The sequence below is a fragment of the Thermodesulfobacterium sp. TA1 genome (genome assembly GCF_008630935.1).
Lineage (GTDB): Bacteria > Desulfobacterota > Thermodesulfobacteria > Thermodesulfobacteriales > Thermodesulfobacteriaceae > Thermodesulfobacterium.
Genome location: NZ_CP043908.1, coordinates 1713528 through 1737377, shown reverse-complemented (window position 1 = coordinate 1737377; position 23850 = coordinate 1713528). Strand labels below are relative to the sequence as shown.

At 34.8% G+C, this 23850-nt stretch carries 21 protein-coding genes and 2 pseudogenes; 13 read left to right on the top strand and 10 right to left on the bottom strand.

The window, feature by feature from the left end; genetic code table 11:
• Window positions 1–34: 34 nt before the first annotated feature.
• The 3 genes and pseudogenes from F1847_RS08710 to F1847_RS08700 all read left to right on the top strand — a co-directional run bounded on the left by F1847_RS08710 (window position 35) and on the right by F1847_RS08700 (window position 667).
• Window positions 35–385 carry a hypothetical protein gene (locus tag F1847_RS08710; protein WP_150072661.1) on the top strand — a complete coding sequence of 117 codons (351 nt, stop codon included), beginning with the start codon at window positions 35–37 and terminating at the stop codon, window positions 383–385.
• Window positions 367–417, top strand: a pseudogene (locus tag F1847_RS09585) (hypothetical protein); the annotation flags it as partial. The gene F1847_RS08710 and the pseudogene F1847_RS09585, both read left to right, overlap by 19 nt.
• A 7-nt stretch (window positions 418–424) precedes the next feature.
• On the top strand, window positions 425–667 hold the full coding sequence (locus tag F1847_RS08700; RefSeq protein ID WP_150072660.1) for a transposase: 243 nt from the start codon (window positions 425–427) through the stop codon (window positions 665–667).
• 122 nt (window positions 668–789) lie between these two features.
• Here the strand turns inward: F1847_RS08700 and F1847_RS08695 are convergent, their stop codons facing one another.
• The 5 genes from F1847_RS08695 to F1847_RS08675 form a co-directional block, all read right to left on the bottom strand.
• Window positions 790–3375, bottom strand: coding sequence for an ATP-binding protein (locus F1847_RS08695; protein WP_150072659.1), 2586 nt, complete (start codon window positions 3373–3375; stop codon window positions 790–792).
• A complete protein-coding gene (locus F1847_RS08690) occupies window positions 3376–4620 on the bottom strand; it encodes a DUF1156 domain-containing protein (RefSeq protein ID WP_206202405.1) in 1245 nt (414 codons plus the stop codon).
• Window positions 4621–4770: 150 nt separating this feature from the next.
• A complete protein-coding gene (locus F1847_RS08685) occupies window positions 4771–5145 on the bottom strand; it encodes a nucleotidyltransferase domain-containing protein (protein WP_150072658.1) in 375 nt (124 codons plus the stop codon).
• An 8-nt stretch (window positions 5146–5153) separates the two neighbouring features.
• Window positions 5154–6689, bottom strand: a complete 1536-nt coding sequence (locus tag F1847_RS08680; RefSeq protein WP_150072657.1) for a DUF1156 domain-containing protein — start codon at window positions 6687–6689, stop codon at window positions 5154–5156.
• Window positions 6686–9988 carry a helicase-related protein gene (locus F1847_RS08675; RefSeq protein WP_150072656.1) on the bottom strand — a complete coding sequence of 1101 codons (3303 nt, stop codon included), beginning with the start codon at window positions 9986–9988 and terminating at the stop codon, window positions 6686–6688. The genes F1847_RS08680 and F1847_RS08675 overlap by 4 nt, the downstream gene beginning before the upstream one ends.
• A gap of 227 nt (window positions 9989–10215) precedes the next feature.
• On the opposite strand from F1847_RS08675, the gene F1847_RS08670 reads away from it, so the two are divergent.
• The 4 genes and pseudogenes from F1847_RS08670 to F1847_RS08655 all read left to right on the top strand — a co-directional run bounded on the left by F1847_RS08670 (window position 10216) and on the right by F1847_RS08655 (window position 11206).
• Window positions 10216–10566 carry a hypothetical protein gene (locus F1847_RS08670; RefSeq protein WP_150072655.1) on the top strand — a complete coding sequence of 117 codons (351 nt, stop codon included), beginning with the start codon at window positions 10216–10218 and terminating at the stop codon, window positions 10564–10566.
• Window positions 10548–10598 (top strand): annotated as a pseudogene (locus F1847_RS09580) (hypothetical protein); the annotation flags it as partial. The gene F1847_RS08670 and the pseudogene F1847_RS09580, both read left to right, overlap by 19 nt.
• Before the next feature lie 7 nt (window positions 10599–10605).
• Window positions 10606–10848: a transposase gene (locus F1847_RS08660; RefSeq protein ID WP_150072524.1), complete on the top strand. Its 243-nt coding sequence runs from the start codon at window positions 10606–10608 to the stop codon at window positions 10846–10848.
• 85 nt (window positions 10849–10933) lie between these two features.
• Window positions 10934–11206: a DUF2934 domain-containing protein gene (locus F1847_RS08655; protein ID WP_150072654.1), complete on the top strand. Its 273-nt coding sequence runs from the start codon at window positions 10934–10936 to the stop codon at window positions 11204–11206.
• Between the two features lie 4 nt (window positions 11207–11210).
• Here the strand turns inward: F1847_RS08655 and F1847_RS08650 are convergent, their stop codons facing one another.
• Genes F1847_RS08650 through rmuC form a run of 3 tightly spaced genes read right to left on the bottom strand, consistent with a single transcriptional unit; the run spans window position 11211 to window position 14780 of the window.
• On the bottom strand, window positions 11211–11426 hold the full coding sequence (locus F1847_RS08650; protein ID WP_150072653.1) for a heavy-metal-associated domain-containing protein: 216 nt from the start codon (window positions 11424–11426) through the stop codon (window positions 11211–11213).
• A gap of 21 nt (window positions 11427–11447) precedes the next feature.
• A complete protein-coding gene (locus F1847_RS08645; RefSeq protein ID WP_150072652.1) occupies window positions 11448–13871 on the bottom strand; it encodes a heavy metal translocating P-type ATPase in 2424 nt (807 codons plus the stop codon).
• Between the two features lie 24 nt (window positions 13872–13895).
• Window positions 13896–14780, bottom strand: a complete 885-nt coding sequence (rmuC, locus tag F1847_RS08640) for a DNA recombination protein RmuC (RefSeq protein ID WP_150072651.1) — start codon at window positions 14778–14780, stop codon at window positions 13896–13898.
• 332 nt (window positions 14781–15112) lie between these two features.
• Between rmuC and F1847_RS08635 the strand changes: the two genes are divergently transcribed.
• The 4 genes from F1847_RS08635 (at window position 15113) to F1847_RS08620 (ending at window position 17843) form a co-directional block, all read left to right on the top strand.
• On the top strand, window positions 15113–15694 hold the full coding sequence (locus F1847_RS08635) for a hypothetical protein (protein WP_150072650.1): 582 nt from the start codon (window positions 15113–15115) through the stop codon (window positions 15692–15694).
• Window positions 15695–15703: 9 nt separating this feature from the next.
• Window positions 15704–16288, top strand: a complete 585-nt coding sequence (pal, locus tag F1847_RS08630) for a peptidoglycan-associated lipoprotein Pal (RefSeq protein WP_150072649.1) — start codon at window positions 15704–15706, stop codon at window positions 16286–16288.
• A gap of 21 nt (window positions 16289–16309) precedes the next feature.
• Complete coding sequence (locus F1847_RS08625) at window positions 16310–16858, top strand: OmpH family outer membrane protein (protein WP_150072648.1); 549 nt, start codon at window positions 16310–16312, stop codon at window positions 16856–16858.
• 64 nt (window positions 16859–16922) lie between these two features.
• A complete protein-coding gene (locus tag F1847_RS08620) occupies window positions 16923–17843 on the top strand; it encodes an ROK family protein (protein ID WP_150072647.1) in 921 nt (306 codons plus the stop codon).
• Here F1847_RS08620 and tsaE read toward each other — a convergent pair.
• Both tsaE and F1847_RS08610 read right to left on the bottom strand, forming a co-directional pair.
• On the bottom strand, window positions 17779–18249 hold the full coding sequence (gene tsaE, locus F1847_RS08615) for a tRNA (adenosine(37)-N6)-threonylcarbamoyltransferase complex ATPase subunit type 1 TsaE (RefSeq protein WP_150072646.1): 471 nt from the start codon (window positions 18247–18249) through the stop codon (window positions 17779–17781). The two genes, F1847_RS08620 and tsaE, sit on opposite strands and share 65 nt — an antisense overlap.
• A 17-nt stretch (window positions 18250–18266) precedes the next feature.
• A complete protein-coding gene (locus F1847_RS08610; RefSeq protein WP_168194313.1) occupies window positions 18267–20807 on the bottom strand; it encodes a pitrilysin family protein in 2541 nt (846 codons plus the stop codon).
• A 332-nt stretch (window positions 20808–21139) separates the two neighbouring features.
• Here F1847_RS08610 and F1847_RS08605 point away from each other — a divergent pair, with 332 nt between their 5' ends.
• Both F1847_RS08605 and folD read left to right on the top strand, forming a co-directional pair.
• Complete coding sequence (locus tag F1847_RS08605) at window positions 21140–22906, top strand: formate--tetrahydrofolate ligase (RefSeq protein ID WP_150072644.1); 1767 nt, start codon at window positions 21140–21142, stop codon at window positions 22904–22906.
• Between the two features lie 14 nt (window positions 22907–22920).
• Complete coding sequence (folD, locus tag F1847_RS08600) at window positions 22921–23826, top strand: bifunctional methylenetetrahydrofolate dehydrogenase/methenyltetrahydrofolate cyclohydrolase FolD (protein WP_150072643.1); 906 nt, start codon at window positions 22921–22923, stop codon at window positions 23824–23826.
• Window positions 23827–23850: the final 24 nt, after the last annotated feature.

Sequence of the window (23850 nt, the reverse complement as noted above, 5' to 3'; positions counted from 1 at the left end):
TAATTGTGTAAAGACTTGAGGGAAAGGGAAGGGTATGGTAGCTTCCCCAATGCATAATAACCAAAACTACCAGAAAGGAGGGGAAGCTACCGTGAAAGAAAAAACTAAAACTTTAACAAAACAACCTATAGAAGAATTTCTAGACTTTTTTCAGCAAGAAGTCAACAATCTTATTAAAAACCTTTTAGAAAACCTTATGCTTGAAGAAAGAAGGATTTATTTAGAAGAGCAAGAAGACTATGCAAACGGTTTTTATACCAGAGATTTACTTTTCGTGCCTTCCTACTTCCTGAAAGAAGGAGGGCTGAAAAGCATTTCCCGGTTAATAAAGGTGACTGAAGATGAAGTTAAAGAACTTATTTATCTATTCGGCGAAATGAGGTAGCAAAGGAGCCAGTATATTTAGCTTTAGGGATAAAGCCTGATGGGAGAAGAGAAATACTTGGATTTTGGATATTTGGGTCTGAAGGGAAGGGGGTTAGCGAAAGAGATAAAAAGGAGGATAAAGGTAATAGAAGTATTTCCGGATGAAGGCTCTGTTGAGAGGTTGTTATATTTAATCTTGAAAGAACTGAATGAGAGGTTAAACTCAAGGAAGTTAAGAGGGTTTAATGAAATTGAATTGGGGAACTACCATGCCCTTCCCGGAAAATTTTTTACACAATAAAAGGGACACTATGAGGTCTTCTGGCTTCCATGGTAAAATTCTTATATTTTCAAATCCTTTTTTATCAAAAAGTTCTTCAATCAATTATCTACTTCCCTTTATTTTAGGTAATTATTCAAAACTCAATCTAATTTCTCTTCTTCTATTTCTAAGCCAAGTTGTTTTATTGTTTCTATAATTTTGTCTTCGTATTCTGATTTAAGCATTTCTCCGTGCTTAGCTGATACCTCTATTTTTATATTGACGCTTTCAAATTTTTCATTGATAAGGTTTATTGTTTTAACAATGTTAGAGAATTTACCAGGAGTAATATTGAATTTAAGCAAAAGTTTACTAATTTTTGGTAGCGATACTTGTCTTTTTATTCCTTCAACTAATTCTTCTTTTTTGACAATCTCTTTCTTTTCAAATTCAGGTAAAGTCGGCTTTATAAATTCTATTGCAATTTCTTCTTTCGTTTTAAGGCTAATTTCTTCTCTACTTTCTACGCATAATTCTGGATTAATAATAACTTCCTTTTCTTCAAAATAAGGTTCCACATCAGTTTTTATATATTTACAAACTGGTTCCCCATTTTCTAAATAACCAAGCCCAAAAATCCCTTGTTTTACTCCCTCTCTAAGAGCATTTATAAGCACGCTTTTGTCTTTTATTCTTACTTCTCCGGGAGTTTTATAAAATGAATCAAGAATATTCTTTGTTTCTACATAAGCTTTCTCTCTTAAGTATTTCTCCTTCAGATAATGAGCACTTAATTTTTCAATAATCTTTCCTTCTTCTCTTAATCTTTCGTATATTTCTTCAGATATTATCTTTTTAGCTCCATAAGTAGGGATACCTAAATCCATTCTTTCAGGTTCATCCTTTTGTGGCAGATAAACAATACGGTAAACATACCTTATTCTTTCTTTAACATATTTTTCTGTCTCATTGATTTTATTTTCCACCTTTTCTTTTTGGTCAGTACTCAATTCAAGTGTTTTGTCCTTTTCTATTCTTTGCCAAGCAAGTCTCTCTTTTAAAGTTTTTTCGAAATTTACTTTTTCAGACTCTAAAGGACATAAGAATATCAATGAATTCCGATAAATTCTTGGTCTATCTCCATAGGTTTCTATAAATTTTCTAATTTTTTCACTGTTAATGTCTCTTAACACAATTAACTTCAATTTTTCCGTATCTGAGACATCTACTGGCTGTTCAGGCCAAATGTAGATATCAAAATGTTCGGTTTTCTTAAAAGCTTCACGCACTAATTTTTCTTCCTCCTCTTTAAGTTCCGTATCACTTATTGCATCTATCTTATTAAGCAAAATGCGATTCAAATTGGGTTTATTCGTGAAAAACAAAAGACTTTCAGAATCTGATAGATAAAATAGCGTATCTTTGAGTTTTCCTACGGTTTCTACAATTATACTGCTTTGAATACCAGTTTCTGCACAAGAAAGTTTTATTTCTCTTTGTGTTGCTCCTCTTTCCTGCCCACCAGAAAAGGAATACATAAAGATTGCTGTAGCTACTCTTGTGCCAAATTGATAAGAAAGATAAGAAGAACCGAGAGACGTATCAACCTTTTTTGCACCTGAATCAATTGACGTAATGTCAGCAGCTATAACACTATCATATTCTGGACCAATATGTTTAACCAATTCTTTTCTTATTTCTTCATTTTTAAGGTCAAAGTCTCCAAGTCTAATAAAAGGTTTCTGAGAATTTTTCAGAGATTGGACAACTAAGGCAAGTAATCTCAATACTCCCCTTGTCCTTTGAAAAGTTGTGAAAGAGCCCCAACGTTTGTATAAGACATCTATAACTTCTGGCTGAAAGGGATAACTTGCTTTAAACCTTTCCCGATATATTATTTTATCTATAGGTAAAAAACCCTCCCTTTCCGTATAATCAATAAATTCTTGTATTGTCTCTTCAGCTAATTTTTCATCAACATACTTAAAAAGTCTTCTTCTAATAACATGAGCTACTTCCTCATCTTCTACGGGTGTTAACACTTTTTCCATTCTTCCTACAACCTTCTGTAATTGTTGGAATCTCTTCTCAGCAACATCATCAAAATGTTCAAGCAAACTGGAAGGTAAAGTAAAAACCAAAACAGCTTTGGGGAGAGTAGCTAAGGTTTCGGTAAGCTCTTGCATAAAAGAAACAGTTTGAGTGCCTAAGGTTGTATCTCCAACTTTTATTCCATCTGCCTTGGTAGTATATTGTAAAATTTCATCCATAAGGATTAAAAGCGGCTGATATTTTTCCAACAGAGCTTTTAATTTTTCTTTTCCAGGAGAGATTTGTCCTCTAAGAAAAACCACTTTTCCGGTGAGTTGTTTTTCTATTTCTTCCCAAAGGAATGTGTCTTTTGGATCAAAGGCCGTTCCAGATAAGACTACCACATTAGCGTTAAACTCAGTTTTAGCCTTGTGATAAAGAGCTATCAAAGAATGAGTTTTTCCACCACCAAAGGGAGTTTGAAGTTGAATTACAGGGTCTCCACCTTTTCCTTCAAGTCTTTTCTTAACAACTTCAATCAAATAAGCTATACCTTTGGTAAGATATGTTTTTCTAAAAAATTCGTTACACTCTTGATACTCAAATGGAGCTTCACCTTTATGAACTTGCCATAAATCAGCAGCAAAAATATCCATTGTAAGCTGATTTTTGAGCACATCCTCATGGGGATGTGCTATGGTAATAAAAGGTCTCATTTAAAACAACCTCCCTTGTTTTTCTTGAAAGTTGTTTATTTCTATTATAAGTTTATCTTTTCCAGATAAAAATCCATCAAGAAATCTCTTCTCTTTGCTGTCTAAAGGAAGAGTTTCGGATATGGCTTGAGCAACTCTATAAAAAACTTCTTTATTACCCCAGCCACTTTCACTTAAAACTTTTTTCATCTCTTCCCTTTTACCTTGACCCCATAGTAAAAGTACATAATGAAGCACATCAATCAAGTCCTTTTCTCTTAAACTTTCAATTTCTTCTATCCTTCTTTCCTGAGGTCCCAAAACTTTTATATAATTTTTATCTTTTTTAATAAAACCCTTATTCCATTCTCTTTCTAAGTTAACACCTATGCTTTGTGCAAGCTTTCTTGCTTCATCGAATTCTACTTTTGCTTCTCCAAATGTCCATCTCCAAAGCAGATAAAATCTTGTAAGCGGGGAGAGCTCACCTGCGATGCCGTTGTGTAAGATCTGCCGAACTGCATAGTCAGTAACCACTTCCCGCACAAATTCAAGTAGCTTTTCAGCTCTTATAACATTTCCCTCATAATCCATAACCTTTTCGTATTTTCCAAAGACCTCAATTGCAGACCCAATACCAGCAATAAAGAAGTCTGCCCCAGAAATACCCTCAAGCCAAAGCTTATCAAGCTTTTCATTGAGATACCTCCTAATCTCATCCTTTACTTCACTAAACCAACCTACATCTTTTCTTTCCATTTTTCTGCAGACAATGTAAATTGATGAGGCAAGGGCAGCAGAATCTTGAGCCCTTAATCTTGATCTCATCTCTGTATCAATAGGCCAGCTTGCTATAGGAACTAAACCCGAATCTAAAAGGGAATTTATAAGGGTTTCCCAGCCACCGGTGGACTTGTGGGTATAAACAATTACTGCTATGCCATTTGGTTTTAAAACTCTATAAATTTCTTGGAAAGCTTTTCCAAGCATTTCCTCAAAATACCTCTTTCCTGCCTCAAAACCACCCTCACTGTGAGAATAAGCAACTATTTCTTTTGACTTAGGAGTTAAAGGTGTAGAAAATAGCTCTGGATATAAGTCTCCAATGCTTCTCTTTAACCAAACGTAGAAAAAGTCAGAAAGATAAGAGTAAGGCACATTATCATAATAAGGTGGGTCGGTAAAAACTGCATCAAAGTAGTTATCAGGATAAGGAAGTTCAGTAGCAGATGCTTGAAAAATCATTGGAAGATTAAGCTTTTTCATTTTTGTTCTCCCTTTACCTTTTTATAAAACTATAATAAAAAGACTCCATTGCCAGTGTATTGTAAACAAAATAATCAGAAATATCCTTAGTTGCTACAAATTTTGCATTATTCGTATGATTCTCAAACCTTATAACAAGATCAATGATCCTCATTTTAAAACCATTCTCTTAATTCTTTCGTATGTATTAGACATTTCAAGATATTCATGAAGAACTTTAAATCTTATCTCAAATAATTTTCTTTCGTCTTTACAAAAAAGCACTTTTCCAGTTTTTAAAACTTCAAACTGAATGTGTAAAGGTAGGCGATGAAAAAGCACAACATCAAAGACTGGTGAATACATACTTCCTATATCAGCTTCTAAATCTTTGCTTTGTCTTTCAAGAATTACCGCAATATCGACATCTGAAATCCCTTTCATCTTTCCAGTTGCATATGAGCCAAAAAGAATGATAGCCAGAACATCTGGGAATTCTTTGAGCTTTTCTATCAAAGAATTAAAAATTGCAGTTTTCTTATCCATACTTATTCTTAAACCTCAACCGGTGGGATTTGGGTAAGATGGGAGAGAACTTCTTGTATTTGTCCGGACATACTTTTCCAGGTTCCTGTCAAAATTGGAGAAAAAGGATTAAGTTCAGAGTAATCCCAATTCATAGGTAGGGCTTGTCTTGTAAATATATGTGTAGAAAACTCCCACTGAGGATGCCAGGCTGCCATAGAAGTTTCAAAATCTGCCATTCTTGAAACTGTAATAGCCAAATAACTCACCACCGCCTTTGCATACTCCTTATCGTATCCTTCTTCAATCATCTTATTATAAGCAAGACGAACCTTTTCTGTGAAAGTAATAAGCGCAAGTTTTTGGCGTGAATTGAAAAGGTCGCCCCATTTTAGCATTCCATAAACCCACACATTAATAACGCCAAAAGTTACCGGTACACGGGTTATTGGTTCATCCGGCACAGGGTCAATTCCCCATTCATCCATAAGTTTTGCTCTTTTCTCTTCAAGGTATCTTTCTGCTTCTTTGAAAGCTTTTAAGTCTCTTTGAGTTGCTAATCTGTAAGTTTTTCCTGGTCTATGGGGATGGTGTAAGACCACAGCAACCATTCTCTGCCCTGCCTTTCCTTCCTGAAAAAGCTTTCTTACCTTGTTGTCATCAACTATGCTACCGCAAACCGGACACTCTGCAATTGCTCGGGCAACCGTTCCTTTCTCTAGCTTAAAATCATAAGGGATGTTTGGTTTAAAATTAGGAATTGATGATTCAATAATCTTCCAGGCTTTTCCATCGTGTTGGATAATAGCAAATTCAACTCTATTATCAAATACATAAGGAAATAGAGAGATTTTCTTGTTTTCTTTCTTTGCAAGCCAAAACTGGCGCATAAGTGGAATTTCAGCCCCACATGATGGATTTTGACAAGAAATTGTCCTTGCCCATATGTAACCAACAGGAATTGAGCCATCCTCATCAGGTGGATAGAATTTTCCTATCTCCTCCTTTGCTAGTTTTAAAACCCATTCTCCCCACCTTTTAACATCTGCAATTAGTGAACTTTCTTCTTTTTCGGCTTTAAACAATCCTTCATTTTCTCTGTTTTTTCTTAGTCTTCCATATTTCTGCGGATACTCAAGTGTGCACTTTAAAATTAGAACTGCAACTGGATTGTATTCCACGGCATGTGTTTCCATTCCAAGCCTTAAACACTCTAAAGGAATTGAACCACCGCCAGCAAAAGGGTCTAAAACTTTTAAAGGTCTTCCACCATTTGCTTTTAAAATGTCTTCTCTTGCCTGTTTGATAAGTTTTTCGTTTAAAGAATTTTCCCACTTAGAAAGTTGAATTATAAATTCCTTTTTTCTTTGAATTTCGGAAGCACTTTCAGGAACTGGAATTAGAGAGGCATAAGCGGTTGCCCTTGATGAGGCAAGAGGACGCCTTGCCCACCAAATATGAAGGGTTGAAATATGTCCATGCCTTATGTTTTTCTCTCTTGCAGATTCTTCGCTAACCTCTTTTATTGGAAAACAAACTTCTATAAAACTCTTTTTCTCGCTCATACCCTTTCTCCCTTTTTCTTCCATTCTTCTAATGGGACTATAAATCTAACTACTTCCACTTTTTCTTTAGTTTTTAAATTTTCTGCAGGGTTGTTTATTATGTAAAGTGTAGGGTTTGAAATTGCATTACAAACTACATACAGCCAATAATTTTCTTTAAATCTCTTTGCCTTTAACCATTCGTTAACTGTCAAAGCAACATCACCTTCATCTTTTCTTGCTTTAACCTCTATATACCTTATTTCATCCTTTCCTTTTGACCTTATATCAAAACCGAGATTCTCCCTTGAAACATCTTCAGGTTCTCTTCCCTGATTTCTCTCATATTCCATAGCAATCTCCATACCAATCCTTTCTATCTCCTCATCGCTTATCATCTCGTCAACAATCTTAGGTCTTACTAAAACTGCCCCAATAAACCTCGGCATTGAAATGGATAGAGATTTTTCTTGTTCTATTTCTTTTTTTAATTCTTCTAAAGCTTGCATATAATAAGTTTTCCTTTCTTCTTTATTTCTTATAACTAAATCCACTTTCTCACCCTTTTCACCTCTTTCAAAGAGTTCTACAAGTTCTTCGTCCAATTTTCTTATGAAATATTCTAAAGACTTAATGCCATATTTACGTTTTATTTCTGCTTGTCTTTCCCTTTCATTTCCTACTTCTTTTTGGTAAAGTTGTATTAATTTAAGTGAAAACTTCTTGGCTTCCTCTTTTCTTTGTTCAATGCCATCAACAGATAAAGAAGTATTTTCTTCGTCAACCGGAATTAAATCCCATAAAATAGCTGGGTTTATTTCTCTAAAATCTTTTCCGTCATCATATATAGCAAAAATTCTTTTACCTGCTATTTCACCTTTTCCATCTTTTACTTCACCTTCGAAAAACCATATAATACCATTATATCTTCCTTCTGGGTCTTCAAAAATAGCTCCCTTTTGTAGTTTATTAAAGAAGTTTTTATTAACCCATTCTATCAAGGCTTCAAGCAAGGGATGTCCAAAGGATATAAACTCTGCATCTGGATTTTTAAAAGCCTTTTCTTTATCAAAGGTTGCTTTAGGATAGGTTGAAAGACTTAAATTCAACTTCTCTGCTATTCTTTTTAATTCAAATGGAATTGATTCAATACTGATAAAACCATCTTTTCTTATGTGATACCTTCCCCCTGCTCTTTGGAAAGCCTTTTTAAAAAATTCCTCTACATATTCTGGAATAAGTCTATTCTCTTTTGCCTTTTCAGAAAGTTCTCTTATTCTTGTATAGTCTATAAACTTTGTAGCAAGGCTTTCACCCAAGGCTTCTTTAACTCTTTTGATATATTCTTCATCCACCTTAATATCCAATTCTTGAATTATTTCATCTAATGTCCGTGCCTGAGAGACAGCTTCTAAGATAAGTTGATAAAGATTTTTTCCAAAGAATACATCACCGATAACATCAAAAACTCTGTCACTACCAAGCTTGTTTCTAATTTCCTCAAGTTTTTCAAAAAGTTTTGCTAATACTTCACCTTCTCTTGTATCTACTGCAACAAGATTAAATATGTAAACATCCTTTTGCTGTCCATATCTATGGATTCTTCCTATTCTTTGCTCAAGTCTATTTGGATTCCAAGGTATATCGTAGTTTATCATAAGGTGACAAAACTGTAAATTGATACCTTCTCCTGCAGCTTCAGTTGCAACCATAATTTGAGTTTTATCTCTAAAAACTTTTTCTGCGTTTACCCTTTCAGGAAGGCTCATACCACCATGTATATAGTTAACTGAATAACCCCAGGATTTAACTTTTTCTACCAAATATTCTAAGGTATCTCTTGACTCTGTAAAAATTAAAATTTTCTCATTTCCTCCTATTTTTCTTATTTCTTTAAATCCTTCTTCTATAGCCTTTTTTAGCTCATTAAGCTTAACTTCATTTTCTTCTTCCAATATTTTCTTAGCTTTCTCAATCAAGCTTTTAATAGTTTCTATTTCTTCTTTTAATTCTTTCTTATTTCTTGCTAAGCTTAAAGTTTCCCATTTTTTTTCTTCTTCCCATCTTTCTTGTTCTTGATAATCTTCAATTTCTTCTATATCTTTTAGGATAGGCATCCTCTCATTTAAATCTGGTTCTGAAAGTAGTTCCTCAAGTCTATTTTTTCTTCTTTCAAGGGATCTAAGAAGGGCATAAGTGCTTGAAGCCATTCTTCTTTGTAAAATTAAAAGGGCAAAAGCTACATTTCTCTTTTTATCAAGAGTTAAAGCTTTATTATACTGTTCAATAACATACCTTGAGAGTTCATTGTAAAGATTTTTTTCTTCATCAGAAAGCCTAAATTTAATGGTTTTGGGATAACGATTTGTAAATAAGGGTTTCCCTTCAAAATCTCTTAGATCTTCTTTAAGCCTCCTTATAAAAAGTGGATTATCTTTATTATTGATAGATTTTTCTACCATTTCTGATGTAGCAAAAAATCCAGGTTTTAATAAGTCAAGGAGTAGTCTAAAGTTTTCCGGATCTCCTTTATGAGGAGTAGCAGTAAGAAAAAGTAAATAAACTGAAGTTTTTGATAATACTTCTCCTAATTTATACCTTTCGGTCTTTTTAGTTCCTTCTCCATATTTATATGCAGCCATTTTATGAGCTTCATCAACTATAGTAAGATCCCAATTAACAGTTTGAAATAAAGGTAAAATTTCTTCTTGTTTAGCAAAATCCATAGAAGTTATAACTTGGTTTTCTTTAAGTAGAAAATTTTCTCCATAAAGAGACCTTAAAGAATGTCTATCAAAAACCACAAAAGTTTCTTGAAAACGTTCTTGCATTTCTCTAAGCCATTGGTCTTTTAAATGACCTGGAACAACTATCAAGATGCGTTTGGCAAGTCCTCTCAATTTGAGCTCTTTAATAATAAGCCCAGCCATAATTGTTTTACCAGCACCAGGATCATCAGCAATTAAAAATCTTATGTGAGGAAGCTTAAGAATATAACCGTAAACAGCTTCAATTTGGAAAGGTAAGGGGTCTACTTTAGAAATATTTACAGCAAGAAGAGGGTCAAAAAGAGAAGCATAACGGAAACGAAGAGCCTCAAGAGTTAAAAAGGCTTCAGAACCTTTACCAGAAAAATTTAGAACAAAAGCTTTTGTTTTTATTTTTGAAAAATCCTCCCAAGGAATGAAATCATCAATATATTTTCGTGATTGAATTGTTGAACCTATGATGTGATAACCTTCATCAAGTTTCTCAATTTTTTTAACTTCTAATGGTTCTGGCCAAAAAGGACCTTCAATTATTGCTCCTTCTTTAATCATAAAATTATTTAGTGTTTACATATTTTTGTAAAATAATTTTTAAAAAATTTTAAAAGTTTTTTGAAAAAAATCAAGAAAATTTCATCCTGTGTGGTTACTAAAAAAAATCTCTCCTAACCCTCCTGATCTCAAAACAATTTCAGAAATGAAATAAATTATCTTCTCTCTTAGAAAAAATTTGGTAGTGTCTCATTAATTGTGTAAAGACTTGAGGGAAAGGGAAGGGTATGGTAGCTTCCCCAATGCATAATAACCAAAACTACCAGAAAGGAGGGGAAGCTACCGTGAAAGAAAAAACTAAAACTTTAACAAAACAACCTATAGAAGAAATTCTAGACTTTTTTCAGCAAGAAGTCAACAATCTTATTAAAAACCTTTTAGAAAACCTTATGCTTGAAGAAAGAAGGATTTATTTAGAAGAGCAAGAAGACTATGCAAATGGTTTTTATACCAGAGATTTACTTTTCGTGCCTTCCTACTTCCTGAAAGAAGGAGGGCTGAAAAGCATTTCCCGGTTAATAAAGGTGACTGAAGATGAAGTTAAAGAACTTATTTATCTATTCGGCGAAATGAGGTAGCAAAGGAGCCAGTATATTTAGCTTTAGGGATAAAGCCTGATGGGAGAAGAGAGATACTTGGATTTTGGATATTTGGGTCTGAAGGGAAGGGGGTTAGCGAAAGAGATAAAAAGGAGGATAAAGGTAATAGAAGTATTTCCGGATGAAGGCTCTGTTGAGAGGTTGTTATATTTAATCTTGAAAGAACTGAATGAGAGGTTAAACTCAAGGAAGTTAAGAGGGTTTAATGAAATTGAATTGGGGAACTACCATGCCTTTCCCGGAAAAATTTTTACACAATAAAAGGGACACTATGAAAAGTCCTTGATAATTTTTTAAAAAATATATATAAATTTTAATTAAAACACTAAAATTTTTAGGAGGGGGTATGGATAAAAAGGCCTTAGAAGATGAAATCAGGATGGTAGCTTATGAGCTTTACGTAAAAAGTGGTTGTATACCAGGTAGGGATTTAGACAACTGGTTAGAGGCTGAAAGGATCGTTTTGGCTAAATATGGACTAATCCAAAACCAACCTTCTCAAGAAACAAGCCCTGGTTTAGCCCCTGAAGAAAAACCTAAATCCAAAGGGAAGTGTAAAAAGAAAGCAGAAGAAGGCACCGGGGTTAAAAGAAAAGGGCGTTGCAAGAAAAAGGAATAAATAATCATTCTGTTTCTGTTATTTTATAACCAAGTTTTTCTATTGCTTTAGAAACTTTATTAAGGTCTAATTCTTGAAGGACCTTTAAGGTGACCTCTTTTTTATTTCTGTCTGCTTTAACCAAAATAAGTTCAGGAAAAAGGGTTTTTAGTTCTTTTTCGATAATCATTTCACAATGAGGGCAGGTCATACCTTCTACTTTTAAGGTGTAAACTTTCATCCTTTTCCTCCTACTGAGTTTTTATAGGTTTATCTTTTTTAGCCGTAACGAATTAATAAGCACAAAAAGTGAGCTAAAGGCCATCGAAGCTGAGGCAAAGACGGGTTTTAACAGGATTCCAAAGAAAGGGTAAAGTACTCCCGCAGCTACTGGGATAAGAATAAGGTTATAGAAAAACGCCCAGAAAAAGTTCTGTTTTATCTTTTTGTAGGTTATTGACGCTAAATTTAGAGCTTTTAAGAAGTCTCTTAGGTCGTCTTTTACTAAAATTATGTCTGCAGTAGCTGAAGCAACCTCAGTCCCAGACCCTATAGCCACACCAAGATGAGCTTTAGCTAAGGCTGGGGCATCATTTACTCCATCTCCTACCATAGCTACCACCTTTCCTTTTTCCTTTAATTCTTCTATTTTGAGGGCCTTTTCTTGAGGCAAAACCTCAGCCCAAAATTCATCAATTTGTAGTTTGTGAGCCACTTCCTTAGCAGTGTCCCAAACATCTCCGGTAAGCATACCTACTTTAATACCTTTGGATCTAAGGGCTTGCAATACCTCAAATGCCTCTGGTTTAATTTGGTCCACAAACCACACTACGCAACACAACCTTCCGTCTACAGCTACCAAAATATAAGATCCCTTTTCCTGGTTTTCTTTTTCTAAAAGACTATCTAATCCTTCTAAGGAGACCCCTGCCTCTTCTATAAGGCGTTTATTACCTACTAAAATTTCTTTTCCCTCTAATTGAGCTACAACCCCTTTCCCAGGGAGATAGTAAAATTCCTCTGGGTCTAAAATATCTACACCTATTTGTTTAGCATAGTTTAATAAAGCCTTACCTAAAGGGTGTTCTGAGTTTTTTTCTGCAGAGGCAGCCAATTTTATAGCCTCTTTTTCTGAGCAATTTGAAATCACTTTAATCTTACTAACCACTGGTTGACCGTAAGTAAGGGTCCCTGTTTTATCAAACACTACATAGTTTAAGCGGTTAGTATATTCTAAGGACTCAGGATTTTTGATAAGAATGTTTTCTTCTGCAGCTTTTCCTGTAGCCACAGCAATGGCTGTTGGAGTAGCAAGCCCTAAAGCACAAGGACAGGCTACCACTAAAACCGAAATAGCGTTCATCAAGCTAAAGGTTAGACCATACCCTAAAAAAAACCAAACGATAAAGGTAAACAAAGAAATTCCTATAACCAGTGGTACAAACACCGAGGCTATCCTGTCCGCGAGTCTTTGAATAGAAGGTTTAGTTGCCTGGGCTTCCTTTACTAACCTTATAATATGGGCTAAAACGGTATCTTTTCCTATTTCTGTAACCCTAAGCTTAAAACTTCCGGTGAGGTTTAACGTCCCTCCTATAACCTTATCTCCAGTTTTTTTTTCCACAGGTAAGCTTTCTCCAGTAATAACTGACTGGTCTACCAATCCTATGCCTTCTATGATGTTTCCATCTAATGGAATCCTCTCTCCTGGTTTAACCAAAAGTATATCACCTACTTTAACTTCTTTTATAGGAACCTCTATTTCAAAACCCTCTTTAATAACTCTAGCTTTAGAAGGTTGAAGAGAAGCAAGTTTTTTGATGGCCTCTGTGGTTTTATGCTTGGCCTTAGCTTCAAGTAGACGTCCAAAAAGAATAAGTGTAATGATTACCGCTGCTGTCTCATAATAAACCTGTGGTTGCTGACCATAGGCCAAAAAGATGTTAGGAAAAAAGGTAGCTAAAAAACTATAGCCATAGGCTGCGCCTGTACCAAGGGCTATTAAGGTATTCATGTTAAAAGAAAGGTGGGTCAACCCCTTGAACGCTGCTTTAAAAAAACTACCTCCTCCATAAAAGACCACCGGGGTGGTTAAAATAAAAAGAACATAATTAAAAATTTCTCTTTTCTCCAGATGCCAAAAGATATGGGTTAGCATATCTAAAAGGATAAAACCGGTTAAAACTGCACTTATCAAAAAGCGTTTTTTTAATTCTTGTTGTTCCTTCTTTCTAAAAACTTCTTCATAAAATTCCACTTCTTCTTGTAAAATAACCGCTTGATCGTAACCCAACCTTGAGAGGATTTTTTTTATGTCTTCTTGATCGACCAAGGTAGGTACATAATCTAAAACCAGTTCTTCTGTGGCTAAATTGGCTGAGGCTTTTATTATTCCAAAAACTTTTAAAACTTCTTTTTCGATTGCTATAGGGTCTCCTAAAGATAATTTTTCTATCTTAAATGCCACCCGTTGAACCCCTAAGTCATAACCTCCTTTTTGCAGGGTTTTTCTTATGACTTTTAAATCAAGGCTGGACTGTTCCTCAACCTCTAAAACTGCTTTTTCAGTGATTAGGTTTACGCTTACCTTTTTTACCCCCGGAATTTTAAGAAGAAGGTCTGTTACTCTTTTAACGCAAGCTGCACAAGTCATCCCAACGATAGGTAGTTCAAAAACTTTACCCAAAAGACCTCCTATTTTATAAAACTTCTAACCGGTCTTTTCTTTAATCCTTTCTATATCTCTTTTTAACAAAATTAGGTTGTTTCTTACCCGAGAAAAAAGGTTTTCAACCGAACGAATTTCTTTAAAGAGTTGTTCTAAGTCTTTTTCCATTTCATAAAACCCTTTTTCTAACTTTACTAAAACCTCAGCAAAATCTGAGGCTTCTACTACTTGCCCAAACCTTTCCCAGAAGAAAAATACAAACATCAAAAAAGATAAAAGCAAACCATAGGGTACAAGTATGATTTTGTCTTTTTCTAATTCCTCTAAAAGTTTTGTCTTAACGAAATCATAAATTCTGTCAGGAAAGGTCATAACAGCAAAACCTACAGATTTTTCGTCTTTGGTATAAACCACTATCTCTTTAGCTCTTTTTTTAATCTTTTTTATAAGGTCTTTTATCTCTTCCTCTGAAAGTTTTTCTTTGCTAAGAATCTCTGGGGAGACAACCTTTGAATCTATGGGTAGATACTTTCCATTTTTTAAAGCAAAGGCAAATTCTACCTCTGATGAGCCCATCTTAAGGTTTCTTACAAGAAGGTTTGGGGGCAAAAGACTTAAAATCTCTTCTACTGCTTTTTCACCACCTTTTCCTGACTTTCTACTTAAAAAAATAGCGTTAAGCTTAGCTACATCCTCACTTACTCCTTTAAGCACCTCTTCTGCCAGATAGAGCTTGGTTAGGTCTCGTTTGATTTCCTGAAGGTCAGACATCCTTTCTTTAACTGAAAATAAAGGTTCTGCCAGGCTTTCTATTTTTTGTTGAAAAAAAGAAAATTTCTCGTCTACATAAGCCCTTACCTTAAAATAAAAAATCCCTAAGACCACAACTACCCCCAAGAAAAACAAAACCAACCAAAGATATTCCATAAATTATTATTATAGTTTATTAATAAATTAACGCAATTCTAAATAAGCAAATATTGGGGCTATTATTTTGACGACCTTTGTCTTTTCCGGTTAATTTATATGTTTAAAAACACTTTAAAGTTTAGTTTAAAACCATGTCGAAAACCAAAAAAGTTTTCGACATGGTTTTAAACTAATTTATCTTCTTCTTTTTGACAAAAGTTTAAAACCTTAAAACCTTGTTTAATTCTTATCTTCAAAATTTTTGTTCAAATAATCCAGGTTCATCATCTAACATCTTTTATTTTTTTTCTTTTAAATTAAAATCTTTAAAAATAATTAAAGAATAAACCATGTTGAAAAATCTAAGACTGATTAAACATTTAGACCCAGACCCAACCGCTTTAATGAAAGAGAAAATCCAAACTGCTGAAGAACTATTTGAAAACTGGAAAGATTATTTTTATCGAGATGATAAGTTTTTAGATTATTTAAAAAGATATGAAAAAGCAGTAAATCTTTCTAATCAAACGATGTTAAACTTAGAAACTTTTAACGAATGTTATGTTTGTTCGGTGATAGACAAAAAAGGTTGTTGTAAAGCTGGTATTGAAGCAGAGGTTACGATAAATATTTTACTTTTAAATCTTTTCTTAGAAAAACCTATTCCTAAAGATAGGGAGATTCCACTTAAATGCTTTTTTGTAGGACCTACAGGATGTAAAATCTTTGCCAGGCCTTTTATATGTAGGGATTATTTTTGTCGTCGTTTGCTAAATAAACTTTCTCACGCTGATTATACCTTAATAACCCAGATTCTAAACGATGAGCTAACTTTACTTTATGAAATAACGAGATATATTAGAAAACAATTAGAGTTTTTATTGGGTGATTTTTTATTAGAGTTAGACATAGTAGGTTATTGCTGGGAATAGGAGGATGCCGTGAAATTATGGGGATTTTTAATATTGACTCTTTTTTTATTGGTTAGTTGTGCTAAAAAAGAGGTTCCTCCTATAGTTGGAGGTACGGAAATTCCTGTCGTTCAACCTTCTCCAACTTCTCAACCTCAAAATCAGGTAGAGATTGATAAAAAAAAAGTTTCTTCTGAAGAAGAACAACCTTTTTCTTCTGAAGAAGAAAAAGGTTGTGAAAAAGAGGATTGGGAAAGGTGGATGTTGTATGGAAGAAGCACTCTACCTCTTAAAGCGATTTTTTTTGATTATGATGACTACTCTATAAAAGAAGACATGTGGGACCCTATAAAGCATAACGTTAAATATCTTCTTCAGCATAAAAACCTAAAGGTTGAACTACAAGGAAATTGTGATGAAAGAGGTACTAACGAATATAATATGGCACTTGGGGCTAAAAGAGCTCAAGAGGTAAAAAAGGTTTTGATTAAATTAGGGATAGACGAAGAAAGAATTAGTACCATAAGTTTTGGAGAGGAAAGGCCTTTAGCTAAATGTTCTAATGAGACCTGTTGGTCTATAAACAGAAGAGTTGATTTTGTTATCATCGAATAAGTAAAATAAAAGGAGGTATTTATGGAAAGAAGGGTGTTTTGGATTTTTTTTGTTGTTTTTTTGTTTTTTGGATTTTTTAAAGAGGTAAAGGCTGAAACATCTTTAAAGATAGGGGTTATAGATATTAAAAAGGTAGTTAATAAATCTAAATATGGAGAAGAAGTCATTCAAAAACTTCAGAAAAAATATGAGGAGCTATCTTTAAAAGTTCAAGCCAAGGCTAAAGAAATAGATGCCATGAAAGAAGAGCTTGAAAAGAAGGGCTCTCTTCTTTCGCAAGAGGCCAGAGAAAAAAAACAGGCTGAATATCAAAAGTTGCTAAGAGAACTCAAAAGTCTTCAGGAAGACGCCCAGTATGAGATGCAAGAATATGAAAAACAACTTCTTGATCCAGTCTTTAAAGAGTTAGAAAAGGTGCTTAAAGAGTTTGTTCAAAAAGAAGGGATAGACCTGGTTTTAGAAAAAAATCAACCTGGGATATACTATATTTCACCTAAGGTTGATTATACAGAGAAGCTGATAGAAAAGTTTAACGTTTACTACGAAAACCTAAAGAAAACTCAAAAATAGTAAGTTTTAACTTAGGTTCCTCGGGTAGTATGCCCGAGGAATTATTATATTTTTTTATCTTAAAATGTTATTAGCTGACATAGGGGGCACAAACTCAAGACTTGCCGTTTTAAAAGGTAAAAGATTTTATCAACTAAAGATTTATCGAACTAAAGGATACAAAAACCTTTCCAGCCTGATTAAAGAATATTTAACAGAGATTAGGGTTGATTTTCCTATTGAAAAGGCATATTTAGCGGTTGCCGGACCGGTTGTTGAAGGTAAAGCCAAGCTTACCAACTTAGGCTGGCAGGTATCCTCAGAAGAACTCAAGAAAAAGTTTGATTTTAAGGAAATTTTTTTAGTAAACGACCTTCATGGTTTGGCGCTTGGGTCTTCTTTTTTATCCCCCAAAGATTTTAAAACCTTAAAAAAAGGAAAAACCAAAAAAAGGTTTCCTAAGGTTTTTTTAGCCCCTGGGACAGGTCTTGGGGTTTCGGTGTTGATAGAAAAAGATAAGGTTTTACCTTCAGAAAACGGGCACATACCTTTTTGTGCTTTAAAAAAAGAGGAGTTTCTTTTTCTAAGCTACTTAGAACAGCAGCAAGAGGAGGTTTGTTGGGAAAAAGCCCTTTCAGGGAAAGGGGTTTCTCTTTGGTATGATTTTTATTTTAAGCAAAGGTTATCTCCTGAAGAAATTTTTACGCTTGCTAAAAAAGGAGACCAAAAAGGAATTAAAATCGTAGAAATCATGTTAGAGCTTTTAGGAAGAAAAACTTCGGAGTTAGCCCTGACTTTTTTGCCAGAAGGAGGTATTTATCTTTCAGGTGGTTTGGTTTTAGGACTAAAGGATTTTTTTAACCAAAAAAACTTTTTAGATAAGTTTTTAACAGGTTATTTTAAAAACCTTAAAATGGAGTTCTTGTTAAAACGTTTTGCGGTTAAGTTGATAACCCATCCTTATCCAGTTCTATTAGGAGGTCTTGCCATTCTCCATAACCGATAAAAGTGAGCTTTCTTTTAGAAAGGTCCAAATATTCAAAATACACCTCTAAAAAATCTTCTTTTAAAGGTTCGGTGAGACGGTCAGCCCATTCTATGATTACTATACCTTCGTTTAAAAATTCATGTAGGCCTAACTCTTCTAATTCTATGTGGTCTAAACGATAAAGGTCTACATGATAAATGGTATATTTTCCTTCGTATACATTAATCAAAGAAAAGGTTGGACTGGTTACGTAAATGTCTGGGTCTACCAATAAACCTTCTGTAATACCTTTTACGAAGGTAGTTTTCCCGCACCCAAGGTCTCCATAAAGAAGGATTAAGTCCCCAGGCTTTAAGACCTTAGATAGCCTTCGGGCTAATTCTATAGTCTCTTCTTCGTTTTCGGTAATAAAGCTAATTTCCATTTATAACTTTAAAAAGGTTATTTTCCTAAAATAAAAAGCACAGCTTTATCCTTTTGCAAATAAGTTTTTATAAAATTCTTTATATCCTCTTGTTTAAGAGATTTTAACATGGTTTCGTATTTTTGGCTATAGTCCCACCCAAGGTTTAAAACCTCGTTTACTGCCATATCCTCAGCCTTAGAAAGGTTGCTTTGTAATCCAAGTTTGAGTTTACCTAAGAGCCTGTTTTTGGCTCTTTCTATTTCTTCTTGGGTTAGACCATTTTGAGAAATTTCTTCTAATATTTCCCAAAATCCTGCTATGGCTGCTTCTTCTTTTTCAGGAGAGCAACCTATATAAAGCACAAAGGCAGATTTTTTAGGATAAAAAACCGTAAAAGAGGTTACGCTGTAGGCAAGAGCGCGTTCATCTCTTAAAATTCTAAAAAGCCTTCCGTCTTGCCCTGAAAGGGCACTGCTTAAAACCTCTAAAACCAGCTTTTCTTTAGAGGTCAGTCCAGGGGTTTGAAAACCAAGTAAAATTTGGTTTTGGAAGGTCTCTTTTTTAATTTTTTGAAACCTTTGAGAAGGTAGTTTAGGTTCTTCTTCTTCGGAAAAAGGAGCAGAAAAGGGTTTCCAATCCTTTAAAATAGTCTCAAGTTTTTGCTTTAAGATAAAGGGGTCTACGTCCCCTACTATGGTTAATACCCCTTTATTTGGATTGACAAACCTTTGATAAGCCTGTTTTAGGTCTTCTGAGTTAAAAGATTGATAAAACCTTTGGTCTCCAGCTATATTTAAACCATAAGGATGGTCAGAAAAAAGGATTTTTAAAAATTGAGTTACTGCCAAGCTAATAGGACTGTCTTCTTGCATAAGAAGCATAGAAATAAGTTCAGGTCTGGCTTTTTCACATTCCTCTGGTTTAAAAGTAGGATAAAGTAAAATTTCTTTAAAAAGCTCTAAGGTTTCCTCAAGGTTAGAAGAAAGAGAAAGGGCTTTTATTCCAAAGGTGTTTCTACCAGAAAACCCTTTTATACTGGCACCTAAGGATTCAAGCTTAAAGTTTATTTCTTCTGCACTATATTTTTGGGTGCCTCTTGTCCAAATAAGGGTTAAGGCCTGAAAAAGTCCGTTGGTTTGAGGGGTTTCAAACCTTAAACCTCCTGGAAAGGCTAAGGTTATACCTATAGTAGGTAGGTCTTTTCTTGGATAGATAAACACCTTAAGCCCATTTTCTAAACTAAAACTCTTTATGGTTTTTTCTTTTTTTACGGAGATAAGGTTTTTAAGGTATTCTTCAGTAAAAAGCCTTTTTTCAGAAAGGAAACCACCTACCATTTTGTTAAAGTCAAAATATTTTTTAGCTGCTTCTTTTAGGTCTTCAACGGTTGCCTCGTCTATTTTCTTTTTATACCACAGGATATCCTTATAGGTTCCTCTGTTTAATTGAAAAGCAGAAAGGGTGCTTGAAAGGCCCTCAGAAGTTTCTGCGTCAAACACAAAGTCAGAAAGGAGTTTTACCTTGGCCTTTTTTAATTCCTCTTCAGTAACTCCAAAATCTTTGATTTCTTCCAGTTCTGTTATTAATTGAGAAAGAACCTCTTTAAACTTTTCTGGGTCTGCCGTTCCAAAGATTTCTATCAACCCTGGTCCAGCAGGGGTAAAGGCAGACATAGAAATAGTTTTTACTAAGTTTAGGTCTCTTTTTAACCTCACATAAAGCCTGGAAGACTCTCCTCCTCCTAAAACTTCTGCCAAAAGTTCTAAAATAGGTGCGTCTTCATCCTTAAACGAAGCCCCAGGAAAGGTTAAAGCAAAATAACCCTCTTTTACCGGTCTTTCTACCCATACAAGCCTTGGTTTTTCTGTAAAAGGTTCCTTAGGAAACTTAACCTTTTTAAGCGTCCTTTTAGGAAGGTTGGTAAAATATTTGTCTACTAAGGCAAATAAACGGTCTTGGTTCACCTTTCCTATAACTGAAAGAACCATGTTTTCGGGAGTATAAAACTGGTTAACAAAGGACAAAAGGTCTTCTCTTTTAAAGGACCTTACCGTTTCCTCATAACCAATGATAGGCCTCCTATAAGGATATTTCTGATAAGAGGCCTTCATCACCTCTTCCCACAACACCACATGAGGGTTATCAAGCCTCATCTTCATTTCTTCAATCACTACTTCTTTTTCCCTTTCTAACTCTTTGGGGTCAAAAAAGGGATGAAAAACCACATCAGAAAGGATGTCTAAGGAATTTTCTAAAATCTTGGCTGGACCGGTAGCATAATAACAAGTATAATCAAAAGAGGTAAAGGCATTCATGTAACCACCAAGAGCCTCTATCGTTCCCACGATATCTTCAGGTTTTTTGGTCTCAGTGCCTTTGAAAATCATATGTTCTATCAGATGGGTAAGCCCTGCTTGTTTTTCGTTTTCGTAAGCACTTCCCACCTTAACACAAAGCTTAACCGTAACCACGTCTTCCCGGTCATAAGGATAAAAAAGAACAGTAAGCCCGTTTTTTAATTTTTTTTCTACCACTTTATTTACTATGTAATCAGAGTTCTTAGCTGTAGCCTCCATCCAAAATCCTCCTAAAAATAAAATAATAAAAAGCAATATCCAAACCGCATGTTTTAGCATTTCCAGACCTCATGTTTAAAAAAAAATTAATTAAGAATAATAATAACACATATCTAAATTTTATCCACAAAAAGCACTGTTAAGAGATTGGGTTGCCCTTTTAAGGGAGTTTATTTTCTTTTCTTATTTTTAAAGCTTTAAAAACCGAGCGCTTCAAGAAGTTTTTACACAATAAAAGGATTAAAAGGGATATAATGTTTTATTTTTAGATTGACGAAATCAGGTTTTTGTTATAAAACATATAGGCTAAAGACAGGAAATAAGAGGTTTTTATGAAAAGAAAAACAGACCCAACGAAGATGTCTACCTGGGAGATAGCCTATCAAGCTGAGAAACAAATGAAAAAAGTTTTTGAACTTGCAGAAGAGGCTGGGATCTTACCAGAAGAGCTTATCCCTTATGGCTACTATCTGGCTAAGGTTGATTATGCTAAAGTAATGAAAAGGTTAAAAAACAAGCCTAATGGTAAGTATATAAACGTTACGGCTATAGTTCCCACTCCTTTTGGAGAAGGTAAAACTACTACCACCATAGGTCTTATCCAGGGTTTGGCTAAAAAAGGAAAAAAAGTAAGTGGTGCTATTAGACAGCCTTCTTCAGGTCCTACGTTTAACCTTAAAGGAGGAGGGACTGGAGGTGGTTTATCTCAAGTAATACCTTTAGAAAAAATTTCTTTTGGGCTCACCGGAGATATAAACGCCGTGATGAACGCCCATAACCTTGGCATGGTAGCCCTTACCTCAAGGCTCCACTACGAAGAGATGTATTCAGATGAAGAGTTTGCAAAAATAGGGCTCAAAAGACTTAACATAGACCCAAAAAGAGTAGAGTTTCCCTGGATAATAGACTTTTGTGCCCAGGCTTTAAGAAAGGTGCTGATAGGTCTTGGTGAAAAAAAAGATGGCGTTTTGATGGAAAGTAAGTTTTGGATAGCACCTGCTTCAGAACTGATGGCCATTCTTTCTATTGTTAAAGATTTAAAAGATTTAAGACAAAGGGTAGGCAATATAGTGTTAGCTTATGATAAAAAGGGAAAACCTATCACCGCTGAAGACTTGGAAGTAGCAGGAGCGATGACAGCTTGGTTGGTAGAGGCTATAAATCCCACCCTTGCTCAAACGATGGAAGGTCAACCTGTTTTTATCCACACCGGGCCTTTTGCCAACATAGCTTTAGGACAATCTTCTATCATCGCAGACTATTTAGGATTAAAACTCTCAGACTATCATATAACTGAATCGGGTTTTGGGGCAGAAATAGGGTATGAAAAGTTTTGGAATATTAAATGTAGGTTATCTGGTCTTTCTCCTCAGGCTGTGGTATTGGTAGTTACTTTAAGGGCTTTAAAATACCACGGAGGAGCACCTATACCTCAAAAAAATAAACCTCTTCCCCAAGAGTATCAATCTTTAAGACCAGACTTAGTAGAAAAAGGATGTGAGCTTTTATCCCACTGTATAAACATCATCCAAAAAAGCGGTATAAAACCTGTAGTTTGTATCAATCGGTTTACCTATGATTTTAAAGAAGAAATAGAGGTGGTTAAAAGATTTTGCCAAGAAATGGGAGTGGTTGCGGTTTGTTCAGACCACTGGTTAAAAGGAGGAGAAGGAGCCCTTGAACTGGCTGAGGCAGTGATAGAGGCCTGCGAAACCCCAAACAATTTTTCTTTTCTTTATGAAAGCAAAGAAACTTTGCAGGCTAAAATAGAGAAAATCGCGAAAGAAATATATGGAGCAAAAGAGGTATGCTTTTCTCCCTTAGCCGAACAAAAACTAAACCAACTTAAAAACGAAGACCTTTCAGAGCTTTTTGTTTGTATGGCTAAAACCAGTCTTTCACTTTCAGACAATCCTAAATTAAGAGGGGTTCCTAAAGATTGGGTTTTTAACGTGAGAGATATCATGGTTTTTAGAGGGGCAAGGTTAATAGTTCCTATTTCTGGTGAGATAAACCTTATGCCTGGAACGGTTTCCAATCCAAGGTTTCGTAAGATAGAGGTTGATTTAAAAACAGGAAAAATTATAGGAATTGAATAAAGGGGTTAAAGACTATGGAGGCTAAAATTTTAAAAGGGACAGAAGTAGCAAAAAAAATAAGAGAACAAATTAAAAAAGAGGTAGAAGAGTTAAAAGAAAAACATAAAATAACTCCAGGTTTGGTTACTATTTTGGTAGGAGACAATCCAGCTTCAGTTTCTTATGTTACCGCTAAACAAAGATTAGCTAAAGAATTAAGTTTTTATTCAGTGCAAGAAACCCTTCCAAGAGACATTTCAGAAAAAGAACTATTAGCCCTTATAGAGCGCTATAACCAAGACCCAAACATCCATGGTATTTTGGTTCAGCTTCCCCTCCCTAAGCATATAGACGAAAAAAAGGTAATTTGCACCATAAACCCTGAGAAAGACGTAGACGGTTTTCATCCTTTTAACTTAGGAAGGTTGGTTATGGGTAGTCCTACGTTTATTCCTTGCACACCTTACGGTATTTTGCTTCTTTTAAAAGAAGCTGGAGTAGAGGTAGAGGGTAAAGAGGTGGTTATCATCGGAAGAAGTAACATCGTAGGTAAACCTTTAGCCATACTTCTTATGCAAAAGCTTAAACCTGTAGGTAATGCAACGGTTACGGTTTGTCATACCGCTACTAAAGACCTTGTTTTTCATACCAGAAGAGCAGACATCCTGATAGTAGCAGCCGGTAGACCAAGGTTTATTACAGCAGACATGGTAAAAGAAGGGGTGGTGGTGATAGATGTAGGGGTTAATAGGATCGGAACTTCTCCTGAAGGCAAACCTATCCTTTGCGGAGATGTAGACTTTGAAACGGTTAAACAAAAAGCCTCTTTGATTACCCCGGTTCCTGGAGGAGTTGGTCCGATGACGATTACCATGCTGATGAAAAATACCTTAGAGGCGGCTAAAGCCATAAAAGGACTTCCATCAGAAGTTCAGTTTTAGTAAAATCTCGATTTTTTATAGTCT